We start from the raw sequence: 21,870 nt of genomic DNA on the forward strand, positions 1-21,870 counted from the left end.
CCCGTGGCGATCCGAGGATCGCCACGGGATCGGTCAGCTCCGCGTCTCGATCTGGGCGCGGAGCTTGGGGAACTCGGCCTTCACCTGCTTGGCCTTCTTGAAATACCACATGACCATGCCGATGCTGCCCTCGTCGGCCCAGCCGCAGACGGCCACGTCGACACCGCCGTCGGCTTTGGAGTCACCGCATTTGGCGGCCCCGCCGAACGTGCCGGTGCTCACGGCAACCGGGTTCGGCACCTGGAGCCCACCCTTGCCGAGCCCGACGAACATCCCGGCCAGCGCCGGCCCGGGCAGGGGAACGTCGATCTCGGCCGCGGCCACCACGACGACGTTCTGCTTCTCGATATCGCCGTAGAACGCGCTGAACGACTTGCGGACACCGGGGTCGGCGGCCAGTCCCGCACGCATGCCCTCGGCGATGTCGGCGATCTCCGAGTCGGTCAGCTTGGAGCGCCCGCCGAGCTTGGCCGGCTCGGCGATCCGGATGGTGACCTCGGGCGCCTCGGAGGTCGGCGCCGAGGTCGGCGTGGCCGAGGGCCCGGTGGTGGACTCGGTGGATCTGCCGCCCTTCTCGGTGGCCTGGCTCGCCTCGTCGTCGGCGGCGTTCTTGCCGATCAGGTAGAGCGAGGTGACCACGCCGACGCAGAGCACCAGCACGAGCGCCACGATGCCGGCCACGATCGGCGTCGTCTTCGACTTCTGCCGGGGCGGGGGCGGAGGCGGGAACCCGTACTGCGGGACCGCGCCATAGGGCTGGTTCGGGTCGTACGGCGCCGGCGGGCCCGAATACTGGGCGGGTGGGCCCGAATACTGCGCGGGTGGCCCTGATTGCGGGGCCGGTGGTCCCGGGTACGGCAGCGTGGGATCGGGCTGGTGGGGGTACGGCGGCGGCTGGGGCGGGCCCCATCCACCGGGCTGCCCGCTCGTCGGATAGCCGTGGTTGTGCTCACCGGGTGGTGGCGGGTACGTCATCGACGCTCCAGGAATCGAGAAGTCGATGGATCTTAGCCGTGCTCAGAGGCCTCGCACGGTCCCTCGACCGGTGAGTTCACACACCGGTCCGGGTGGTACCCGGTTTTCCGTTCAGTCCCGGTTCGCGACGCCGATCATGACGTACGGGCCGCGAATGTGACCTTTTCTCGGTGCCCCTGGCCGCTACTAGTTACTGGCGAGTAGCATTGCCGACACATTTGGGTTCACGCCCGCAAGGAGGCTTGCTGTGCCCCGTGAAGTACGCGAGGTCGTCTTCGTCGACGGCGTCCGCACCCCGTTCGGCAAGGCGGGCGGCATGTATGCCGAGACCCGTGCCGACGACCTGGTGATCCGCTGTATGCGCGAACTGCTGAAGCGGAATCCGAACCTCCCGCCCGAGAAGGTGGAGGAGGTCGCGATCGCGGCCACCACCCAGATCGGCGACCAGGGCCTGACCCTCGGCCGGACCGCCGCACTGCTCTCGGGCCTGCCGAAGACCACCCCCGGCTACTCCGTCGACCGGATGTGCGCGGGCGCCATGACCGCGGTGACCAATGTCGCCGGCGGTATCGCGATGGGCGCGTACGACATCGCCATCGCCGGTGGCGTCGAGCACATGGGCCGGCACCCGATGGGCGAGGGCGTCGACCCCAACCCGCGGATCCTGGCCGAGAAGCTGGTCGACCCGTCCGCCCTGGTGATGGGGTCGACCGCGGAGAACCTGCACGACCGGCTGCCGCACATCACCAAGGAGCGGGCCGACGCCTACGGCCTCAACAGCCAGATCAAGACCGCCAAGGCGTACGCCGACGGCAAGATCCAGCCGGACCTGGTGCCGGTCGCGATCCGCAGCGCCGAGCTGGGCTGGGGCCTGGCCACCGTCGACGAGGCCCCGCGCCAGACGTCGCTGGAGAAGCTGGCCACCCTGAAGACCCCGTTCCGCCCGCACGGCCGGGTCACCGCCGGTAACGCCGCCGGTCTGAACGACGGCGCCACCGCGGCGATCCTGGCCGACGAGGCCACCGCCCGTGAGCTGGGCCTGCCGGTCGCCATGCGCCTGGTGTCCTACGCGTTCGTCGGCGTCGAGCCGGAGATCATGGGTTACGGCCCGATCCCGTCGACCGAGAAGGCCCTGAAGAAGGCCGGTCTCACCATCGACGACATCGGCCTGTTCGAGCTGAACGAGGCCTTCGCCGTCCAGGTGCTGGCGTTCCTCGACCACTACGGCATCGCCGACGACGACCCCCGGGTCAACCCGTGGGGTGGCGCGATCGCCGTCGGTCACCCGCTCGCGTCCACGGCGATCCGCCTGATGACGCAGCTGGCCCGGCAGTTCGCCGAGCGCCCCGACGTCCGGTACGGCGTCAACGCCATGTGCATCGGCATCGGCATGGGCGGCACGACCATCTGGGAGAACCCGTACTGGGAAGGCGCGGCCAAGTGATCGAGAACCCGAACGAGGTAGTCACCAAGGCGATTCTGCGCCTGGTGCAGGTACCCGGGCTGGACCGGCCCGCGGCCCTGATCACGCTGGACAACGGCTTCGACCACAAGAAGCCGAACAGCTTCGGCCCGGGTGGCCTGAAGTCACTGGACGAGGCGATCACCGCGGCCACCGAGGCGAACCCGTCGTTCATCGCGCTGACCGGCAAGCCGTACATCTTCTGCGTCGGCGCCGACATCACCGGCATGCCACTGATCAACTCCCGCGAGCAGGCCGTGGCGCTGGGCGAGCTGGGCCACCGGGTCTTCGCGCGGCTGCGGAACAGCGAGATCCCGACCTTCGCGTTCATCAACGGCGCGGCGATGGGCGGTGGCCTCGAGGTGGCGCTGCACGCCCACTACCGGACCGTCTCCACCGGTGCGGCGGCGCTGGCGCTGCCCGAGGTCGCGATCGGCCTGATCCCCGGCTGGGGCGGTTCGCAGATCCTGCCGAACCTGATCGGCATCATCAACGCGGCCACGGTCATCCTGCAGAACCCGCTGACCCAGAAGACGCTGCGCCCCAAGCAGGCCAAGGAGTGGGGTGTCGCGGACGCGCTGTTCGAGGCGGCCGACTTCCTGGAGGACTCGCTGGCCTGGGCGGCCGGCGTGGTCAAGGGCGAGGTCACGGTCGAGCGCCCGGAGATCGAGCGCAAGGACTGGGACGGTGTCCTGGAGTTCGCCAAGGCCGTCCTGGACGAGAAGCTGCACGGCGCCGTCCCTTCGGCCAACAGGGCGCTCGAGCTGCTCGCCCTGGCCAAGACCGCGTCCTTCGAGGACGGCACTGCGGCTGAGACCGAGGCTCTCGCCGACCTGATCCTGGGCGACGAGTCGCGGGCCAGCCTGTACGCGTTCGACCTGGTCCAGCGCCGGGCCAAGCGCCCGGTCGGTGTGCCGGACAAGTCGCTGGCCCGCAAGGTCACCAAGGTCGGCATCATCGGCGCCGGACTGATGGCGTCGCAGCTGGCCCTGCTGTTCCTGCGCCGCCTCCAGGTGCCGGTCGTGCTGACCGACCTCGACCAGGAGCGCGTCGACAAGGGCGTGGGCTACGTGCACGCCGAGATCGACAAGCTGGTCGCGAAGAGGCGCATGGACGAGGGCACCGCGGCCAAGCTGCGCCTGCTCGTCAGCGGCTCGGTCGACAAGTCCGTCTTCGCCGACGCCGACTTCGTGATCGAGGCGGTCTTCGAGAACCTCGACCTGAAGAAGCAGATCTGGGCCGAGTTCGAGAAGATCGTGAAGCCCGAGGCGATCCTCGCGACCAACACCAGCTCGCTGTCGATCACCGAGATGGCCGCCGATCTGGAGCACCCGGAGCGGCTGGTCGGCTTCCACTTCTTCAACCCGGTCGCCGTCCTCCCGCTTCTGGAGATCATCCGGGGCGAGAAGACCGACGACGCCACGCTGGCCACCGCCTTCGAGGTCGGCAAGACCCTGCGCAAGTCGTCGGTGCTGGTCAAGGACGCCCCGGCGTTCGTGGTCAACCGCCTGCTCACCCGGGTCACCAGCGAGATCTTCCAGGCCGTCGACGCGGGCACCCCGCTGGACGTGGTGAACGTGGCGATGGACCCGCTGGGCCTGCCGATGCGCCCGATCGCCCTGCTCCAGCTGGTCGGCCCGGCCGTGGCGTACCACGTGGGCGAGACCCTGCACGCCGCGTTCCCGGACCGCTACGTCGACTCCCCCAACCTCAAGCGGATCGTCGACTCCAAGCTGCCGGTCATGGTGGACAAGGAGATCAACCCCGAGGTCGTGGCGCTGCTGCAGGTCGGCGACGCCCCGCTCACCGCCGACGAGGTCCGTCAGAAGGCGCTCGACGGCCTGGCCGAGGAGATCCGCATCATGCTCGACGAGGGCGTGGTCGCGGAGGCGCAGGACATCGACCTGTGCATGATCCTCGGCGCCGGCTACCCGTTCCACCTGGGTGGCGTCACGCCGTACCTGGACCGCAGCGGCACCGCCGAGAAGGTCACCGGCAAGCGGTTCCTGGCCGACGGGGTGGCGAACGTCCGCTCCTGATTCCACATGGTGAACAGCGAATGCCCCCGCACGCCTCCTCGGGCGCGGGGGCATCTCGTTTTCACCCGGTCAGCGGTCAGCTCCGCCGCTGGTTCGTCGATAGGATCCTCCGACATCCCAAGCTCTGGAGCATCGATGACGTACCCTCCTCACTCCGGTGAGCCGGATCCTTCCGGATACCCGCCGCCTCAGCCGCCGCAGTACGGCCAGCAGCCCCAGTACGGCCAGCAGCCCTCATACGGGCAGCAGCCCCCATACGGGCAGCAGCAGCCCCCGCAGCAGTACGGTCAGCAGCCGTACGGCCAGGAGCCGCCGCAGTACGGGCAGCAACCGCAGTACGGGCAGCAACCGCCGCCCGGTTTCGCCGGCGGCCCCGGTGGCTTCCCGCCCCCGCCGAAGCGCAAGTCGCGGGTCCTGCCGATCGTCCTGATCACGCTGGGCATCGTCGCGGTCCTCTGCATCGGTGGCGTCGCCGTGTTCTACGTGATCGGCAAGAACGCGATCGACGACGCCGCCGCGGTCACCATCACCGAGCCGGCGACGCTGGGCGGCCGTGCGAAGCTGGAGAGCCAGGAGTTCGCGACGATCACCGCGGACATGGAGAAGAGCCTCGCCGCCTACCCGGGGGCGGAGAGCTCCTTCGGCGCCATCTACGGCGACCCGGCCAAGGAGGACATGGTCGCGGCCCTGGCCACCAAGGCCCTGATCGCGAGCCCGCAGAAGGAGCTGGACGCCTCGTTCGAGACGTTCGGCAAGGACGCCCCGGTCAGCGGGCTGACCCAGGTCGACACCGGCACGCTGGGCGGTGTGGCGAAGTGCGGCACGAGCGCGGTCTCCGGCATCGACGTGGCGGTCTGCGGCTGGGCCGACGAGGGCAGCGTCGGCATGGTCATGTGGTTCTTCAAGAAGGCCCCGGACGTGCTGACCGAGTTCCCGAAGGTCCGCGCCGAGATCGAGACCAAGACCACTACCAAATAGGCGGTGTACGGCGAAGGGCTGTTCCGGGACGTCCCGGAGCAGCCCTTTCAGCTACCGCAATGATCACTGTCAGTTACGGGTGCGCGAAACGCTCGCCGACGCCGCCACCACGGGCGTCATGTCAGCGGCCGGCAGAGCCACCGTCACCTCGAGCCCGCCACCCTCCTGGGCGACCGCCGACACCGTGCCGCCGTGTGCGTCACAGACCGCCCGCACGATCGACAGCCCCAGCCCCGAGCCCCGCGATCCGGTGCGCTCCCAACCGCCCCGCCGGAACGGCTCGAACAGCCCCGGCACGTCGACGGGCTCCACCTCGTACCCGGTGTTGCCGACGATCAGACGGGCCTGGCCACCCGACGACTCGGTACGCAACCACAGCCGGCCGAGCAGATGGTTGTACCGGATCGCGTTCTCGATCAGGTTGCCGGCGAGCCGGTCCAGCAGACTCGGGTCACCGACCACCGGAGCCGGCCCGAGATCCGTGGTGACCTCCAGTTTCAGCCGCTCCGCCTCCACCTTCACCGCGGACAGCGCGTTCTGCACGCTGAGCGCCAGGTCGGCGGGCACCTTGCGCACCAGCCGCCGGCCGGACTGCGCCTCCGACCGGGCCAGCACCAGCAGCGCGTCGACCAGCCCGTTGGCCCGTTCCGAGGCGTTGCGGACCACCTTGGCCATCCGCCGGAACTCGGCCACGTCCGCCTCGTCGTCGCTGAGCGTCACGTCGATCTCGGTCCGCATGACCGCGAGCGGAGTGCGCAGCTCGTGCGACGCGTTCGCCACGAACCTCTTCTGCGACTCGAACGCAGCCGCCAGCCGGTCCAGCATCGCGTCGAAGGTGCGGGCCAGCTCGGCCACCTCGCCGTCCGAACCGGAGTAGCGGATCCGCTGGTCCAGCGTCGCCTCACCGAGCCGCTGCGCGGTCTGGGTCACGTCGCGCAGCGGCCGCAGCGCCCGGCCGGTCACCGCGTACGCCAGGGCGACCCCGACGATCCCGACCGCCGCCAGCGCACTGAACCCCTTGATCAGCAGCTCGCGGGAGGCCTGCGCGACCATCTCGGTCTGCCAGGCCAGCGCCTCACGGGTGGTGCCGTCGCGCAGTGTCACCATCGAGTTCTGTTGCAGCTCGTCGACCGGGTGCAGCGACTCGCTGACCAGCAGCCATGCCAGCAGCACCAGCACCGCACCGGCGCCGACCAGCAGGATCCCGTTGAGCAGGGTCAGGCGCAGCCGCAGCGTGGGCCGCACGTCGAACCGGAGGCCACGACTGCGGAGTCCGGGATAGACGGTCACGAGGCCACGACCGGCTCGGGAATCCGGTAGCCGGCGCCCACCACGGTCTCGATCAACGGTGGATCACCGATCTTCTTACGCAGCGTGTTGATGGTGACCCGGACCGTCGTGGTGAACGGGTCGGTGTTGGCATCCCAGACCCGCTCCAGCAGCTCCTCACTGGACACCACCCCACCCTTGGCCTTGAGCAGCTCCTCGAGGACGCAGAACTCCTTGTTGGTGAGCTCCAGCACGGCCCCGCCACGGGTCACCACCCGGCGTGACTGGTCCAGCATCAGGTTGCCGACGCTCAGCACCGGCGGCGCGACCGGCGTGGCCCGCCGCCCCAGCGCCTGCACCCGGGCCACCAGCTCCTTGAAGTCGAACGGCTTGGCCAGATAGTCGTCGGCGCCCAGCTCCAGGCCCTCCACCTTGTCCTCGACCGAGGAGCTCGCGGTCAGCATCAGGACCCGCGTCAGCGCCCCCGACTCGACCAGGGCCGCGCAGATCTCGTCACCGTGCATGCCGGGCAGGTCCCGATCGAGCACGACCACGTCATACCTGGTCACGTAGGCCATCTCGTGCCCTTGCGAACCGTCGTAGGCGACGTCCACCGCCATGCCCTTACGGCGCAGCCCTCGCACGATGGCGTCGGCCATGTCCCGCTCGTCTTCGACCACCAGCACCCGCACGTGCGACCTCCAAGCTCGTACGTGAAGGCTAGTTCAAAGACGCCAGATCGCGATGGACGAGTCCAGCCGGCGGCAGATCAGGACACCCGCCGTGAACTGGCAGTCCCCGGCTATGCGTTCGGCGTGGCCGAGCACCCGTACCCGTCCGGTGGCGAGGTCGAGGACGCCGTACCGCAGCTCGTATCCGACCTGCTGCAACCGGTAGACGTAGGCGGTGCCGGGCGAGGGGCCGGGGCCGCCGCTCGTCCAGGAGCCGGGCACCGCGTCGGTCCGGCCGGTCGACGGGTCCAGCACCGCGAGGGCGGGTTCGGTCTGGCTGGCGTGGGCGATGAGCACGTGGTCACCGATCACCTCGCTCGAGTCGTATCCCTCCGCCTGCCAGAGCCGCCGCCCGGTCGCGGGGTCGTAGCCGGTGAAGCCCTCCTGGATCTCCGCCACACAGACCATCGGCTCACAACTCTGCGCGTACCCGTTCGCCGGCATCATCCGGCCGTCGTGCCGCCAGCGCTCGGCGAGGGTCCGCTCGTCGTAGGCGATCGTCTCGTCGGCGCCGTACCCGACGATCAGGAGCCCGCCGGCGACCCAGACCACCGAGTCCTCGCCGAGAGGCCGCGGCAGCCGGAAGCCACCGTCGACCGCGCCGGTGAGCACGTCGTGGACCTCCACCCGGCCGTCGCCGTGCACCACGGAGAGGCGGGCCGGCAGGCCCGTGCCGGAGAAGGGCGTGATCGCCATCTGCCCGTCCACCGGCTGCTCGATCGACCAGCGGGCGGAGCCGGTGCGAGGGTCGACGGCCCGCCAGACGATCCGGTTGTCCGGCCGTGTCGGCGCGGTCTCCTCCTGGATCAGCGCCGTGCCGCGGTCGCCGGAGAGACCGAACAGGGCCGCCGGCCGTCGCCAGATCGGCTCGCCGTCGCCGGGTCGCACCGCCATCAGCCCGGGAACGGCCCACTCGTTGTCGTTGTAGCTGATCAGCAGGACACCGTTGCCGGCGTCGGCCACGGAGTAGACGTCGCCGGACACGGTGACCCGGTAGGAGTCGGCCGGCGTCACCTCGGGGAGATCGTAGGCCTGGATGACGTAGGTCCGGATCACCGTGCCGATCGGCTGGGCCTGGCCGATCACGTAGAGCCGGGCGTCGCCGACCCTGATGCCGTCACCCAGGGTGATCGGAAGGACGACCGGGCCGGGCGGTGGTTGCGGCGGCGGTCCACCGCCGCCGAGCAGCACGGCCAGCAGGACGGTGAGAGGACCGAGGATCCAGCGGTACGGCCACGGCGGCCGTGGCAGTGCGGCCTCCGGCTCACCCGGCCCACCGGACGGCACCTCACCGAGATCGATCAGGGCATCACGCAACGACTGCCCCCATGTGAACGCCTACCGGTCTCAGATCCGGTAGGCCCACACCCGCAGCCCTCGAACCTCACGACAGACTACGTACCGGTCGTCACCGCCGCACTCCCCGCCCAGCCCGTCGGCCGGCCCGAGATAGCGGACCTCCGCCGCGCCGGGCAGCACCGCCCCGAACGCCCGTCCACCGTCCTTCTCGGCCCGCCACAGCACGAGCCCGCGCGAGCCGAAGCCCTCCACCTCACCGGTCCAGCCGGTCAGGTCGACACGAAGCGCCCCGGTCACGGCGTCGACCAGCATCTCCGGCCCGTCTCCGTCCGGCCGGCTCATCAGCACCGCCCCGGCCCGGGCAGCCAGCTCCGTCTCGGCCGGGGCCGACCAGGTGACCTGCCCGGTCCGCCGGTCCAGCACCCGCACCTCACCCTTCCCACCGGTGCACAGCAGACCCGCGCAGTTGTCCGGTTCGCCGTCGGTGTGCAGGTCACGGGTCCAGAGTCGCTCCAGGGTCCGGACGTCGTACCCGGCCTGCACCCCCGCCTCCGGATAGCCGATCAGGGCCACGTCGTCGAGCACGTCGCTGGTGCCCGGCCCGGAGCCGGCCTCCTCGGGCAGCTCGGTCTCGCGCAGCACCTCGCCGGTGCGGGCGTCACGCAGGCTCAGCCGGTCGGACTCGGTGATCAGGACGGCGGGCGGGCCGTCGCCGCCGGCCGCCTCGGCGGTCACCGAGCCACCGGGGGTGGTGGTCCACAGCACCTCGCCGGTGGCCAGGTCGAGGCCGCGCACCTCGGTCCGGACCGGCGGCTCCACGTGCGGCTGTCCGTCGGCCGAGAAGTAGAGCATCCCCGGCGCGCCGGACTCCTGGTCGTAGAGCGTGCCGGGCCGGAAGATCCGGTCGGTGAGGACGGCGAGGCCACCCGGCACCGGGATGACCCGGTTCGGTGTGGTCCACCGGATCGCCCCGGTGTCCGGGTCGAGAACCGTGCTGGACAGGCCGGCGCCGACCAGCAGCAGATCACCGATCCGCTGCACCCGGACCGCGCCGAAGACGCCGTTCGCGGGATCGAACGTGGCGCTGACCGGCACCTCGACGCTCCACAGGCGGTGCGGGGACGGCTGCGGATCCCACGCGGCGAGGGTGCGGCTCTGCCCGGCGAGCGGGAAGGTGAACACCCGGCCACCGGCGATCTGGATCATCGACTCGGCGGCGGTCCCGGTCGGGATCAGCCCGAGCGGGTGCCAGAACGTCCCGGCCGGCGGGGCCGCTCCGGCGACCGCCAGCACCAGGAGCACGGCCAGCGCCAGGCCGAGCGGGCGGTAGCGCCACGGGGGTGGGGTGCGGCGCCCGGTGAGCCGATCGGGTGGGGCGTCCAGATCTAGCTCGATCAGCGCCACGCCACAACCTTCCTGAGGATCACGCCGTCTCGGCCCTGTAGGACCAGACGACCAGCTCGCCGTACATCGACCGACAGATCAGCCGCTCCGGGGCGGACTGGCACTCCCCGGTGCCGGCGGGCAGCTCGGCGAGCACGCGCGGCCGGGACAGGCGCGGGTCCACGACGGCGACCATGGTACGCGGATCCGCCCCGGCCTCCCGGGTGACCAGCAGTTCCCCGCCCGTGCTCGCTCCGTCGAGCGGCCGCCAGCCGGTCAGGTCGACGAGCACCCGGCCGGTCGCCGGGTCCACCAGGGCGGTCGGCGAGCTCGGGCCGTCGGCGTACGCGATCAGCCCCCCGCCGATCCTCTCGATCGACCGCCAGCCCGGCCGGCGCCAGCGCACGTCACCGGTCGGCGGGTCGACGGCCCGTACGCCGTCCAGGCCGATCAGGCAGGCCAGGGGGCCGCACGGCCGTACCTCCCGGGTGTTGCCGACCGGCTGGGTCCACAGCGGCCGCAGGGTCGCCGGGTCGAACGCGGACACTTCGATGCCGGAGGGCCCGGGATGCCGCAGCAGGATCACTCCCCCGACGATCAGCGGGTTGTCCGGGTCGTAGTTGGCGGCCGGCACCGTCCGTTCGGCGATCAGGGCGCCGCTCCGCCCGTCGTACAGCTGGGCGACCAGGTCGTCGCGGACCATCAGCATCCGGGCCGTGTCGCCGGCCGGCGCGGGCACGCTGAGCACGACCGCGGTCGACGGCACCTGGACGCTCCAACGGATCCGCCCGGTGGCCGGGTCGATCGCCTCGACGGCCCGTTCGACGCGGCGGCCGGTGCCGGAGGACTGGCTGCGCACCCCCTCGACCGAGAGGACCAGGCCGGTGCCCTCGAAGCTGACCACGCTGCGGGGGTTGTGCCACTGCTCGACGCCGGTGGTCAGGGAGACCGCCGTGGTGCCGGGCTCGGTGTTGCCGGCGCCCCACGGGCGCAGGAGCAGCAGTCCGTCGCCGGAGCGCAGCCGGTAGACCGGGACCTGCCGGCGGACCTGCCACTGCGGAGCGCCGGTGGCCAGGTCGTAGGAGATGAGCCGGCCGGCCGACTGGACCACCAGCTGACCGGTGCCGGTCACCAGGTAGGGGTCGCCGGAGCCGATCTCGACCCGGGTGAGCGCGGCCAGCAGCGGGGGCGGCGGCGGGCCGGAGGCGGTGGCGGCGAAGAGCACCATCGTCGCGACCATGACCGGGACCAGCCAGGACGGCAGCGAATGCCGTCCCGGCCGCCCGTACGTGATCGGCTCGCCCCGGTCATACCCGAGGTCGATCACCAGTGGCCCGCTGACGGTGTCCGCACCCATCCGCCAACGGTAACTTTTCAGTAACGAAGTTGCCCAGGGGTCAGACGCGGATATCGGGCTGCGCAAGACGCGACACGAACTCGGTCACCTCACGGGCGACATCCTGCGAGGTGAGCCCGAGCGAGGCGAGGATCTCGGCCCGGGTGCCGTGCGGGTGGAAGCCGACCGGCACACCGAAGTCGCGCAGCGGGGTGGACACGCCCGCGTCACGCAGGGCGCTCGCCACCGCGTCACCGACGCCGCCGGCCCGCACACCGTCCTCCAGCGTCACGACCGCCCGGTGCTGGGCGGCCAGGCCGGTCAGCTCGATCGGCACGGGACGGACCCAGCGCGGGTCGACGACCGTCACTCCGTACCCCTGCTCGGTGATCCTCTCCGCGGCCTCCAGCGCGAGGCCCACGAAGGAGCCGACCGCGACCAGCAGGATGTCCCGGCTTTCGCCCTCGCGCAGCACGTCCACCTGGCCGACCCGGCGGATCGCCGGGGTGTCCGGCGCGACCGCGCCGGTCGGGAAGCGCACGATCGTCGGCCCGTCGTCGACCGCGACCGCCTCGCGCAGCTCCTCCCGCAGGGTCGCGGCGTCCCGCGGCGCGGCGATCCGCAGGCCCGGGACCACACCGAAGACGCTCATGTCCCACATGCCGTAGTGGCTCGGCCCGTCCGGCCCCGTTATACCGGCCCGGTCGAGCACGAACGTCACCGGCAGGTTGTGCATCGCCACGTCCAGCAGGACCTGGTCGAACGCCCGGTTGAGGAAGGTCGCGTAGACCGCCACGACCGGGTGCAGGCCACCCATCGCGAGACCGGCCGCCGACGTCGCCGCATGCTGCTCGGCGATGCCCACGTCGTAGGTGCGCTCCGGGTATTTCTTGGCCAGCTCGGCGATGCCGGTCGGCTCGGCCATCGCGGCCGTGATGCCCACCACGTCCAGCCGCTCGTCGGCGATCCGGACCAGCTCGTCGGCGAAGACCGCGGTCCACTTCAGCGACGGCTTGGCGGTCAGCGCGCCGGTCTGCGGGTCGAACGCGCCCGGGCCGTGCAGGCAGTCCGCCTCGTCCTGCTCGGCGGGGCGGTAACCGTAGCCCTTGCGGGTCACCGCGTGGACGATGACCGGCGCGTTGAAGCCCTTGGCCCGCCGCAGCGCCGACTCCATGGCCTGATGGTCGTGGCCGTCGACCGGCCCGATGTATTTCAGGCCCAGGTCCTCGAACATCGGCTGGGGGCTGACGGCGTCCTTGATGCCCTTCTTGACAGCGTGCAGCACCTCGAAGACCGGCTTGCCCACCACCGGCGTCTGGCCCAGCGCGTCCTTGACCAGGTCGAGCACCTTCTCGTAGCCCGGGTTGAGACGCAGCGTGGACAGGTGGTCGGCGAGACCGCCGATGGTCGGCGCGTAGGAGCGGCCGTTGTCGTTGACCACGATGACCAGACGGTTCCTCGTGGCGGCGATGTTGTTGAGCGCCTCCCAGCACATGCCACCGGTCAGCGCGCCGTCACCGACCACCGCGACCACGTGCCGGTCCTCGCCGCGCAGCGCGAACGCCTTGGCCAGACCGTCGGCGTAGGACAGCGCCGTGGAGGCGTGCGAGTTCTCGATCAGGTCGTGGTCGCTCTCGGCCCGGCTGGGGTAACCGGTGAGGCCGCCCCGCTGGCGCAGCAGGTCGAAGCCGTCCTGCCGGCCGGTCACGATCTTGTGGACATACGACTGGTGACCGGTGTCGAAGAGGATCTTGTCGCGTGGGGAGTCGAAGACCCGGTGCAGCGCCAGGGTCATCTCGACCACACCGAGGTTGGGCCCGAGGTGTCCCCCGGTCCGCGACACCTTGGCGACGAGGAAGTCTCGGATCTCGGCCGCGAGCAGGGGCAGCTGCTCCGCGGTCAGTCGCTTCAGATCACCCGGATTGGTGATGCTGGGCAGCAGGCCGGCCGGGGTCGAGGGGAGTCGCTCATGAGGTTGGAGTCTATCCCCGCCGGGCCAGGACGCGACTTGAGCGAACGGACCGTCACCATTCCTCCACACAATCGCGGCCTCCCCCGACCGGCGTACAGCCGCACCCCGGGTGGGCGATGGAGGGAGCCGTCCGGCATCCTGGGAGGCACGCAGCGACTGGCGGCACAGGGATGGTCGAACCATCGGGGAGCTCGTCACGAGGAGTCGACCGCCTGGGCTCCCGGCTGAGGAGTCACACATGTCCACTGCTCGTCTCCTGCCCGGTGCGCCCGTCGCCGAGGCCGTCCTCGACGACGTCAAGGCCCGGGTCGCCAAGCTCAAGGACCGCGGCATCCGGCCCAGCCTCGCCACCATCCTGGTCGGCGACGACGACGCCTCCGCGGGCTACATCCGGATCAAGCAGAAGCAGGCCGCCGAGCTGGGCTTCGAGTCCCCGCACGAGCACCTCGGCGGTGACGTCACCCAGGCCGACCTGCTGAAGGTCATCGCGAGCTACAACGACGACGAAGACGTGCACGGCGTCCTCATCCAGTACCCGATCCCGGCGCATCTCGACTACGACGCCGCGCTGCAGACCCTCGATCCCGACAAGGACGTCGACGGCATGCACCCGCTCAACATGGGCCGCCTCGCCGTCGGCCTGCCCGGTCCGCTGCCGTGCACCCCGGCCGGCATCGAGGCGCTGCTCGCCTTCCACGGCATCGAGGTCTCCGGCCGCGAGGTCGTCATCCTCGGCCGCGGCGCCACCCTCGGCCGCCCGCTCGCCATGCTGCTGGCCCAGAAACGGCCCACCGCCAACGCCGCGGTCACGGTCGTGCACACCGGCGTCAAGGACTGGCCACGGTACGCGCAGCGCGCCGACATCCTGATCGCCGCGGTCGGCGTCCCCGGCATCGTCAAGCCCGAACACGTCAAGCCGGGCGCGGTCGTGATCGGCGCCGGCGTCCGCTACGAGGGCCGCCGGCTGCTCCCCGACGTCGAGGAGACCTGTGCCGAGGTGGCCGGCGCCATCACCCCGCGGGTCGGCGGCGTGGGCCCGACGACGGTCGCGATGCTCTTCCGCAATGCGGTGGCGGCCGCCGAGAGAGCCAACCCCTGAGCGGGTACGCCGTCGTCGGGGCGGGTCAGGCCGGGACCAGGTGGGCGACGCACTCGATGTGCTGGGTCATCGGGAAGCAGTCGAAGGCTCGCAGCCTCTCGACCCGCCAGCCCAGCGAGACGAACGTCTTCAGGTCGCGGGCCAGGGCCGCCGGGTCACACGCCACGTAGGCGATCGCGCGCGGCCGGGCGGCGGCCAGCGCCCGGACCACCCGGGCGCCCGCCCCGGCCCGCGGCGGGTCGAGGACCACCAGGTCGACCGGGCCGGTCACCCGCCGCCGGCTCAGCGCCACCTCCACCCGGGCCTCGACGAACTCGGCGTGCGGGAGGCCGGCGAGGTTGGCGCGGGCCGCGGCCACTCCGGTCGCGGACGACTCGACGACGGTGACCCGCCCGCCGGTGCGCTCGGCCACGGCGGCGGCGAACAGACCGGCGCCACCGTAGAGGTCCCACGCGGTCTCCCCCGCGGCCGGCCGCAGCATCTCCAGGACCGTGTTGACCAGGGTGTCCGCGGCTGACGGATGGACCTGCCAGAAACCCTGCGGCGGGAGCCGCCACGCGCGGCCGACGGCCAACTCGATCACCTCGGCCGGGCCGGACAGACGGAACAACGGGCCGCCCTCCGGGGCTTCGGCGAGGTCGTCGCCCGGGGCCGGGCCGGACGCGCCGGACGGGCGGCCGAGCACCACGACATCGCCGCCGGTGGAGGCGACGGCCTGCAGGGAGTCGACGTTGGGCCAGTCGTTGGCGAGCACGTCCAGCTCCTGGATCGCCGGGTGGGCGATCCGGCAGCGGTCGATCGGCACGACCTGGTGCGACCGGTGCTGGAGCAGACCGGGACGGCCGGCCGCGTCGATCGCGTACCGGATCCGGCTGCGCCACCCGAGCAGCTGCCCCGGCTCGTCAGCGGGACGGTTCAGCGGCGGCGGGAGCGGCTCCACCCGTACCCCCAGGTCGTCGGGGTCGAGGCCGGCCAGCCGGATCAGCTGCTCCCGGACCACCTCCGTCTTCCACCGCAGCTGCGCCTCGCCGGAGGCGTGCTGAAGGTCACAGCCGCCGCAGGCGCCGGGACGGGCGTACGGGCACGGCGGGGTGACCCGGTCCGGGGAGGCCTCGTGGATCTCGACGGCATCGCCCCGCAGGTAGCCGCGGTGCAGCTCGGTGATCTCGACGGTGACGCGTTCGCCGGGCAGTGCGTGCCGGACGAAGACGACCCGGCCGTGCGGGCCGCCGATCCGGGCGACGCAGTGCCCGCCGTGCGCGGGCGCGCCCACGACGACCTCCACCCGGTCGCCCTCGATCAGATCTCCGGCGGACAGCCGGTCGTCGGCGACGGTCACGGCTGCTCACCGTCCTCGGAGTCGAGGCTGGACTGGACGCGGGGGCCGCGGGCCGGGGCCTGGCTCAGCACCCGGTCCATGCGGTCGAGGTTGCGGTCCTGGCTGGAGCGCAGCTGCCAGGGCACGCTGACCACCATGACGCCCTGCTCGAAGAGCAGCCGGCCCTTGATCCGCAGAGCGCTCTGGTTGTGCAGCAGATTCTCCCACCATCGGCCGACCACATACTCCGGGACGAACACTGTCACCACGTCGCGCGGCGAGGCCCGGCGGGTGTTCTTGACGAAGTCGATGATCGGCTTGGTGATCTCCCGGTACGGCGAGTCGACCACGGTGAGCGGCACCGGGAGCTGCCGGCGCTCCCACTCGGCCTGGATGGCGCGCGTGTCGTTGTCGTCGACGTTCACGGTGACCGCGGTGAGCGTGTCGGGCCGGGTCGCCTGTGCGTAGGCCAGCGCGCGCAGGGTCGGCTTGTGAACCTTGCTGACCAGCACGATCGCGTGGTTGCGGGAGGGCAGGACGGGCCGTTCGTCGGTCGGCTTGAGTTCCTCGGCGACTCGGGTGTAGTGCCGGTGGATGGCCACCATCAGCCCGTAGATCACGATCATGGCGGCGATCGCGATCCATGCGCCGAGCAGGAACTTGGTGATCAGCACGACGATCAGGACCGCGCCGGTGAGGATCATGCCGAACGTGTTGATCGCCCGGGACCGCACCATCTGCCGCCGCCGGGCCGGGTCGCGCTGGGTCCGCAACAGCCGGTTCCAGTGCCGGATCATGCCGAGCTGGGACAGGGTGAACGACACGAACACACCCACGATGTAGAGCTGGATGAGCCGGGTGACCTCGGCCTCGAACGCCACGATCAGCACGATCGCCGCGACCGCCAGGAAGAGGATGCCGTTGCTGAACGCCAGCCGGTCACCGCGGGTGTGCAGCTGACGTGGCAGGTACCGGTCCTGGGCGAGGATCGAGCCGAGCACCGGGAAGCCGTTGAAGGCCGTGTTCGCGGCCAGGAACAGGATCAGGGCGGTGACCGCGCCGACCAGGTAGAGCAGGATCGACCCGCTGCCGAAGACGGTCTCCGCGAGCTGGGTGGTGACGGTCTTCTGGGTGTACCCCTCGGAGGCCGCGTTCGGGATGATCTGCAGCGTCGGGTTCTCCACGAACTTCAGGTGGGTCGCCTGGGCCAGCAGGACGATGCCGTAAAGCATCACGATCGACAGGCCGCCGAGCAGCAGCAGGGTGGTCGCCGCGTTCTTGCTCTTCGGCTTCTTGAAGGCGGGCACCCCGTTGGAGATCGCCTCGACACCGGTCAGCGCCGCACAGCCGGACGAGAACGTCCGTAACAGCAGGAACGCGAACCCGACCTGGGTGAACTCGTCCTCGGCGACGATCGTCAGGCCGGCGCTGGGCGCCCGCAGGTCGTCGCCGAGCAGGAACACCCGGACCAGGCCGGTGACGATCATGCCGACGATGACGATGATGAAGAGATAGGTGGGTACGGCGAACGCCGCCCCCGACTCTCGCAGGCCGCGCAGGTTGAGCGCGCTGAGCACCACGATCGCGATGATGGCGATGACGACCTTGTGGGTGGCCACCCAGGGGACGACCGATCCCAGGTTGCTCACCCCGGACGAGATCGACACCGCCACCGTGAGGATGTAGTCGACGAGCAGCGCGCTGGCCACCCCGAGACCGGCCTTCGACCCGAGGTTGACCGTGGCCACCTCGTAGTCGCCCCCGCCGGACGGGTAGGCGTGCACGTTCTGCCGGTAGCTGGCGACCACGGTCACCATGACCACCGCGACCGCGAGCGTCACCCAGGGCGAGTAGAGGTAGGCGCCGGCGCCCGCGATCGAGAGCGTCAGCAGGATCTCGTCGGGGGCGTACGCCACGCTGGAGAGCGCGTCGCTCGCGAAGACCGGGAGCGCGATCCGCTTGGGCAGCAGCGTGTGCTGCAGCTTGTCCGAGCGGAACGGCCGGCCTAGCAGTAGCCGTTTGGCTAGAGAGGTGGTACTTGCCACGAGTGCCAAGCGTACGGGCGGACCTTTCGGCGTGTGGCCCGCCCCGGACAGCATCCGTGCACGGGGCATGGCAGGCTCACGACGAGGCTTGTTCAGGACGGTGGAGGCCGACAGATAACGTACTGCTGGGCCGGCGCGAGGTGGGTCCTGACCAAGCCTCGCTGGTCCGTACAGATTCGGAGGGCACGAACCGTGCACGTGGTCATCATGGGGTGCGGCCGGCTCGGTTCGACGCTGGCCCTGAAGCTCGACGCCCAGGGTCATCAGGTCGTCGTGATCGACCGTGACGCGGAGGCGTTCCGCCGTCTCGGTGACGGCTTCGGCGGTGTCACCGTGAACGGTATCGGCTTCGACCGGGACGTGTTGCAGGCCGCCGGCGTCGAGCGGGCCGACGCGTTCGCCGCCGTCTCCAGCGGTGACAACTCCAACATCATCTCGGCCCGGCTGGCCCGCGAGACGTTCGGTGTCTCCCGGGTGGTGGCCCGGATCTACGACTCCCGGCGCGCGCAGGTCTACGAGCGCCTGGGCATCCCGACGATCGCCACGATCCGCTGGGCGGCCGACCGGATGTACCGGTTCCTGGTGCCGGACCAGCGGGTCGAGGTGTTCCGTGACCCGACCAGTGTGGTCAGCATCGTGGAGACGCCGCTGCACCGGGACTGGATCGGCCGCACCGTCAAGTCGCTGGAGGACCGGACCGGCTCCCGGGTCGCGTACATGGCCCGGTTCGGGCTCGGCATGCTGGCCCAGCCGTCCACCGTCCTGCAGGACGGCGACCAGATCTACATGCTGGTCACCGACGAGACCGTGGACCAGGTGCTGGACATCGCCCAGGGCGCCGACAAGGAAGGGAACTGACCGTGCGCATCGCCATCGCGGGAGCCGGCAACGTGGGCCGGTCGATCGCCCAGGAGCTGATCGGCAACGGGCACGAGGTCATGCTGATCGAGCGGCACCCCCGTCAGTTGTGCCCGGAGCGGGTGCCCGAGGCGCGCTGGGTCCTCGCCGACGCCTGCGAGCTGAGCAGCCTGGAGGAGGCCGACCTGGCCGGCTGTGACGTGGTGGTCGCGGCGACCGGCGACGACAAGGCCAACCTGGTCGTGTCGCTGCTGGCCAAGACGGAGTTCGCGGTGCCCCGGGTGGTGTCCCGGGTGAACCGGGCGGAGAACGAGTGGCTCTTCACCGAGCAGTGGGGCGTCGACGTCGCGGTGAGCAAGCCCCGCCTGATGGCCGCCCTGGTCGAGGAGGCGGTGACGGTCGGCGACCTGGTCCGGCTGATGACCTTCCGGCAGGGCGAGGCGAACCTCGTCGAGATCACCCTGCCCAAGGACGCGCCGTACGAGGGCCAGCCGGTGCGGTCGGTGCCGATGCCGCGCGACGCCGCTCTGGTCGCCATCCTGCGCGGCAAGCGGGTCCTGGTGCCGACGCCGGACGACCCGCTGGAGGCCGGCGACGAGCTGATCTTCGTGTGCACCAGCGAGGTCGAGGACCAGGTCCGCGCCGTGGTGCTAGGCGACCGGGGTGTCCCGCCGCTGGGTTGACGTCACCCGGTGGACGGCCCAGATGGTGAAGGCGAAGGTGGCGGCGTAGATGGGCCAGCTCACCAGGATCCGGACGACACCGATCGCGTTCGCCTCGCCCATCAGGTAGAGGACGAACTGGATGCCGGCCCGGACGGTGAGCGAGATGGCCCAGAGCACGGTCAGCCACTGGAAGGTCCGGAACAGCCGGGCGTTGGCGAACCAGTCCTGCCTGCCCTTGTTGGCCATGATGCCCCAGGCGTACCCGATGAGGGGCTTACGGAAGGCGACCGAGACCAGCAGCACCGCGGACTGCCCGAAGGTGAGAAGGATGCCGGGCAGATAGAAGTTCTTGGCATCACCGGTACGCCACGCGAGCCACGCGCCGAGCGCGATGCCGAACAGGCCGTTCACCGCGTGCCGGACCGGCTGCCGGCGGACCAGCCGGACACCGCCGATGGCCAGCGCCGAACCGACCGAGCCGACGATCGCCCAGAGCAGCGCCTCCCGCTTCTCCAAGCCCAGGGCCTCGAGGCTGAGAAGCACGTTGAGCAGCACGAAGGCGAGCACCGGGACGCTGGACTCGATGAGGCCGCGCACACCGCCGAGCTGCTCGGCGATCTGCTCGCTCATCGACGGGAGGGGCTCCTCGTCACCGGGCTGCCCCTTGGCGACCGGATGCAGATCCTGCTCCGCGATGATCTCCGCGGCCAGTTTCTCCTCGGCGTCCCCGACGAGCTCGGCGATCCGCTCCTCGACCGACTCGTGCGCGGCGTGACGCGGGTCGCTTCCGGTTGTCACCGGGGCGCCTCCAGCTCGTAGTAGGGGTTGTAGATCACCTTGCGATCGTCCCGGATCGCGATCCGGCCTCGCGCGGTGAGCTGACGCCCCGGTTCGATGCCGGCGATGGACCGGCGCCCCAGGAAGACCAGCGTGACCACATCACTGCCGTCGTAGAGGTCGGCCTCCAGCGTAGGCAGGTTGGTGCGTGGAGTGTACGCCACCGTGCGCAGCCGCCCCGATACCGAAACGACCTGCCCACGGCGGCACTGGCCGGCCGGGACGGCGCCGCACTTGGCGCTGTCCCGCTGCAACTCCTCCGCGTCCAGCTCCGAGTCCGTCGCCGTCAGCCGGCTCAGGAACCGGCGGATTCCGGTGCGCTCTTCGGTCGTCATGACTTGGCCGTCACCCTTCATCGACGCGACGCGGTGTGCGCGTGTGCTCGACGACCACGCTACGCCCGAAGCGCCCGGGTGATCTAGGTCACTGGAGCGGATTGCCGTTGGCGCCCGGCTGAGCCGTGGCCTGGCCCTGCTCGGCCATCTCCTTCGGCAGCCGCATCGGCAACGGCTCACGGACCGGGCGGGGCTCGTTGTCCCGGACCACGACGAGACCGGACAACACCTCGCCGAGCACGCCCTCACGACCCGGGTCGGAGGCGGCCGCGCCCTGGTAGAGCGCCCGCACCATCCACCGCGGGCCGTCCACGCCGACGAACCGCACGTCGGCCGGGCCCTCCGGGGTGTTCACCCGGGCCATCAACTCGACGCCGTACCGCCCGTCGACCTCCCGCGGGCTGACCCCGTCGGCGGCCATCGCCCCGGCGATCTCCTCGCGCACCTCGCTCCAGATGCCCTCGGTCTTCGGCGCCGCGAAGACCCCCAACTGCAGGGCGCTCTCCCCGTCGACCAGGACGACCTGCTCCACGCCGCCGTCCGGGTTGGCCTGCACCCGCACCTCGACGCCCTCCATCGCGGGGATCTGCAGGCTGCCCAGGTCGAGCCGCTGCACGCCCTCCGGGGCGTACCGGGCGTCCCAGGGGCCGAACTCGGGCGCCGGCGGCAGGCCTTCGGAGGCGAGGCTGTCGGCGAGCGCCTTGGAGGGCGGCGCGTCAGCCGACCGAACGTGCTTCGCGGCACCGCGCTTACGGGAGAACATCACTGCCAGCCTTTCCTTTTCGCAAAGCTCAGAGGGCCTGGTGGCCGCCGGTCGAACCGTGGCCGCCCGCGCCGCGCGCGGTGTCGTCGAGGGCGTCCACGGCATGGAACGCCGCCCGCTCCACCCGCTGGATCACGAGCTGGGCGATCCGGTCGCCCCGGGAGATCTTGACGGTGCTCTCCCGATCGTGATTGATCAGGTTCACCAGGATCTCGCCACGGTAACCGGCGTCGACCGTACCGGGCGCGTTGAGGACCGTCACCCCCAGTCGCGCCGCCAGCCCGGAGCGCGGGTGAACGAGGCCCACGAAGCCCTCCGGAAGAGCGATGGCGACACCGGTGCGGACCTTGACGCGCGCGCCCGGGGCGATCTCCGCCTCCTCGGCCGCGACCAGGTCGGCGCCGGCGTCGCCCGGATGAGCGTAGGCCGGCAGGGGCAGATCCGGGTCGATCCGGAGGACCTGGACGATCACATCGGTCACGGCGGGTGTTCCTTCACTGGGGTAC

General features: G+C 71.1%; 19 protein-coding genes and 1 riboswitch. Of the genes, 6 read left to right on the top strand and 13 right to left on the bottom strand.

Annotated features, from left to right (window positions below; genetic code table 11):
- Positions 1 to 33: 33 nt before the first annotated feature.
- Complete coding sequence (locus tag ACQPZW_RS42200) at positions 34 to 975, bottom strand: hypothetical protein (protein WP_433791637.1); 942 nt, start codon at positions 973 to 975, stop codon at positions 34 to 36.
- A gap of 247 nt (positions 976 to 1,222) precedes the next feature.
- On the opposite strand from ACQPZW_RS42200, the gene ACQPZW_RS42205 reads away from it, so the two are divergent.
- From ACQPZW_RS42205 to ACQPZW_RS42215, 3 genes are all read left to right on the top strand, one after another.
- Positions 1,223 to 2,419 carry a thiolase family protein gene (locus tag ACQPZW_RS42205; protein WP_433791638.1) on the top strand — a complete coding sequence of 399 codons (1,197 nt, stop codon included), beginning with the start codon at positions 1,223 to 1,225 and terminating at the stop codon, positions 2,417 to 2,419.
- Complete coding sequence (locus ACQPZW_RS42210; protein WP_433791639.1) at positions 2,416 to 4,476, top strand: 3-hydroxyacyl-CoA dehydrogenase NAD-binding domain-containing protein; 2,061 nt, start codon at positions 2,416 to 2,418, stop codon at positions 4,474 to 4,476. Before ACQPZW_RS42205 ends, ACQPZW_RS42210 begins: the two co-directional genes overlap by 4 nt.
- Before the next feature lie 135 nt (positions 4,477 to 4,611).
- Positions 4,612 to 5,454 carry a hypothetical protein gene (locus ACQPZW_RS42215; protein WP_433791640.1) on the top strand — a complete coding sequence of 281 codons (843 nt, stop codon included), beginning with the start codon at positions 4,612 to 4,614 and terminating at the stop codon, positions 5,452 to 5,454.
- Positions 5,455 to 5,523: 69 nt separating this feature from the next.
- Here the strand turns inward: ACQPZW_RS42215 and ACQPZW_RS42220 are convergent, their stop codons facing one another.
- Genes ACQPZW_RS42220 through dxs form a run of 6 tightly spaced genes read right to left on the bottom strand, consistent with a single transcriptional unit; the run spans position 5,524 to position 13,414 of the window.
- The gene (locus ACQPZW_RS42220) at positions 5,524 to 6,744 is read right to left on the bottom strand and encodes a sensor histidine kinase (protein WP_433791641.1); all 1,221 of its coding nucleotides are present in this window, start codon (positions 6,742 to 6,744) and stop codon (positions 5,524 to 5,526) included.
- Positions 6,741 to 7,415 carry a response regulator transcription factor gene (locus ACQPZW_RS42225; RefSeq protein ID WP_433791642.1) on the bottom strand — a complete coding sequence of 225 codons (675 nt, stop codon included), beginning with the start codon at positions 7,413 to 7,415 and terminating at the stop codon, positions 6,741 to 6,743. Before ACQPZW_RS42225 ends, ACQPZW_RS42220 begins: the two co-directional genes overlap by 4 nt.
- Positions 7,416 to 7,448: 33 nt before the next feature.
- The gene (locus tag ACQPZW_RS42230) at positions 7,449 to 8,771 is read right to left on the bottom strand and encodes a PQQ-binding-like beta-propeller repeat protein (RefSeq protein ID WP_433791643.1); all 1,323 of its coding nucleotides are present in this window, start codon (positions 8,769 to 8,771) and stop codon (positions 7,449 to 7,451) included.
- 30 nt (positions 8,772 to 8,801) lie between these two features.
- A complete protein-coding gene (locus ACQPZW_RS42235) occupies positions 8,802 to 10,157 on the bottom strand; it encodes a PQQ-binding-like beta-propeller repeat protein (protein WP_433791644.1) in 1,356 nt (451 codons plus the stop codon).
- A 19-nt stretch (positions 10,158 to 10,176) separates the two neighbouring features.
- A complete protein-coding gene (locus ACQPZW_RS42240) occupies positions 10,177 to 11,493 on the bottom strand; it encodes a PQQ-binding-like beta-propeller repeat protein (RefSeq protein ID WP_433791645.1) in 1,317 nt (438 codons plus the stop codon).
- Between the two features lie 40 nt (positions 11,494 to 11,533).
- Positions 11,534 to 13,414 (bottom strand): 1-deoxy-D-xylulose-5-phosphate synthase, encoded by a 1,881-nt coding sequence (dxs, locus tag ACQPZW_RS42245; protein ID WP_433797780.1) that lies wholly within the window; start codon positions 13,412 to 13,414, stop codon positions 11,534 to 11,536.
- A 172-nt stretch (positions 13,415 to 13,586) separates the two neighbouring features.
- Positions 13,587 to 13,669, top strand: a riboswitch (ZMP/ZTP riboswitch).
- 13 nt (positions 13,670 to 13,682) lie between these two features.
- Between dxs and ACQPZW_RS42250 the strand changes: the two genes are divergently transcribed.
- Positions 13,683 to 14,543, top strand: coding sequence for a bifunctional 5,10-methylenetetrahydrofolate dehydrogenase/5,10-methenyltetrahydrofolate cyclohydrolase (locus ACQPZW_RS42250; protein WP_433791646.1), 861 nt, complete (start codon positions 13,683 to 13,685; stop codon positions 14,541 to 14,543).
- 25 nt (positions 14,544 to 14,568) lie between these two features.
- Here ACQPZW_RS42250 and ACQPZW_RS42255 read toward each other — a convergent pair whose 3' ends face one another.
- Together ACQPZW_RS42255 and ACQPZW_RS42260 are read right to left on the bottom strand one after the other, a co-directional pair.
- Positions 14,569 to 15,882 (bottom strand): class I SAM-dependent RNA methyltransferase, encoded by a 1,314-nt coding sequence (locus ACQPZW_RS42255; RefSeq protein ID WP_433791647.1) that lies wholly within the window; start codon positions 15,880 to 15,882, stop codon positions 14,569 to 14,571.
- Positions 15,879 to 17,960, bottom strand: coding sequence for an APC family permease (locus tag ACQPZW_RS42260; RefSeq protein WP_433797781.1), 2,082 nt, complete (start codon positions 17,958 to 17,960; stop codon positions 15,879 to 15,881). Before ACQPZW_RS42260 ends, ACQPZW_RS42255 begins: the two co-directional genes overlap by 4 nt.
- Before the next feature lie 138 nt (positions 17,961 to 18,098).
- Between ACQPZW_RS42260 and ACQPZW_RS42265 the strand changes: the two genes are divergently transcribed.
- Both ACQPZW_RS42265 and ACQPZW_RS42270 read left to right on the top strand, forming a co-directional pair.
- The gene (locus ACQPZW_RS42265) at positions 18,099 to 18,764 is read left to right on the top strand and encodes a potassium channel family protein (RefSeq protein ID WP_433791648.1); all 666 of its coding nucleotides are present in this window, start codon (positions 18,099 to 18,101) and stop codon (positions 18,762 to 18,764) included.
- Positions 18,761 to 19,447, top strand: a complete 687-nt coding sequence (locus ACQPZW_RS42270; RefSeq protein WP_433797782.1) for a potassium channel family protein — start codon at positions 18,761 to 18,763, stop codon at positions 19,445 to 19,447. Before ACQPZW_RS42265 ends, ACQPZW_RS42270 begins: the two co-directional genes overlap by 4 nt.
- Here ACQPZW_RS42270 and ACQPZW_RS42275 read toward each other — a convergent pair.
- From ACQPZW_RS42275 to dut, 4 genes are all read right to left on the bottom strand, one after another.
- Positions 19,415 to 20,227, bottom strand: coding sequence for a DUF3159 domain-containing protein (locus tag ACQPZW_RS42275; RefSeq protein ID WP_433791649.1), 813 nt, complete (start codon positions 20,225 to 20,227; stop codon positions 19,415 to 19,417). The two genes, ACQPZW_RS42270 and ACQPZW_RS42275, sit on opposite strands and share 33 nt — an antisense overlap.
- Entirely contained in the window at positions 20,224 to 20,601 is a 378-nt protein-coding gene (locus tag ACQPZW_RS42280; protein ID WP_433791650.1) for an OB-fold nucleic acid binding domain-containing protein, read from the bottom strand. The genes ACQPZW_RS42275 and ACQPZW_RS42280 overlap by 4 nt, the downstream gene beginning before the upstream one ends.
- A gap of 88 nt (positions 20,602 to 20,689) precedes the next feature.
- Positions 20,690 to 21,364, bottom strand: a complete 675-nt coding sequence (locus ACQPZW_RS42285; RefSeq protein WP_433791651.1) for a DUF3710 domain-containing protein — start codon at positions 21,362 to 21,364, stop codon at positions 20,690 to 20,692.
- A 28-nt stretch (positions 21,365 to 21,392) separates the two neighbouring features.
- On the bottom strand, positions 21,393 to 21,845 hold the full coding sequence (dut, locus tag ACQPZW_RS42290; RefSeq protein ID WP_433791652.1) for a dUTP diphosphatase: 453 nt from the start codon (positions 21,843 to 21,845) through the stop codon (positions 21,393 to 21,395).
- Positions 21,846 to 21,870 lie beyond the last annotated feature (25 nt).

Origin of the sequence: Actinoplanes sp. CA-252034 (assembly GCF_050956125.1) — a bacterium.
GTDB lineage: Bacteria > Actinomycetota > Actinomycetes > Mycobacteriales > Micromonosporaceae > Actinoplanes.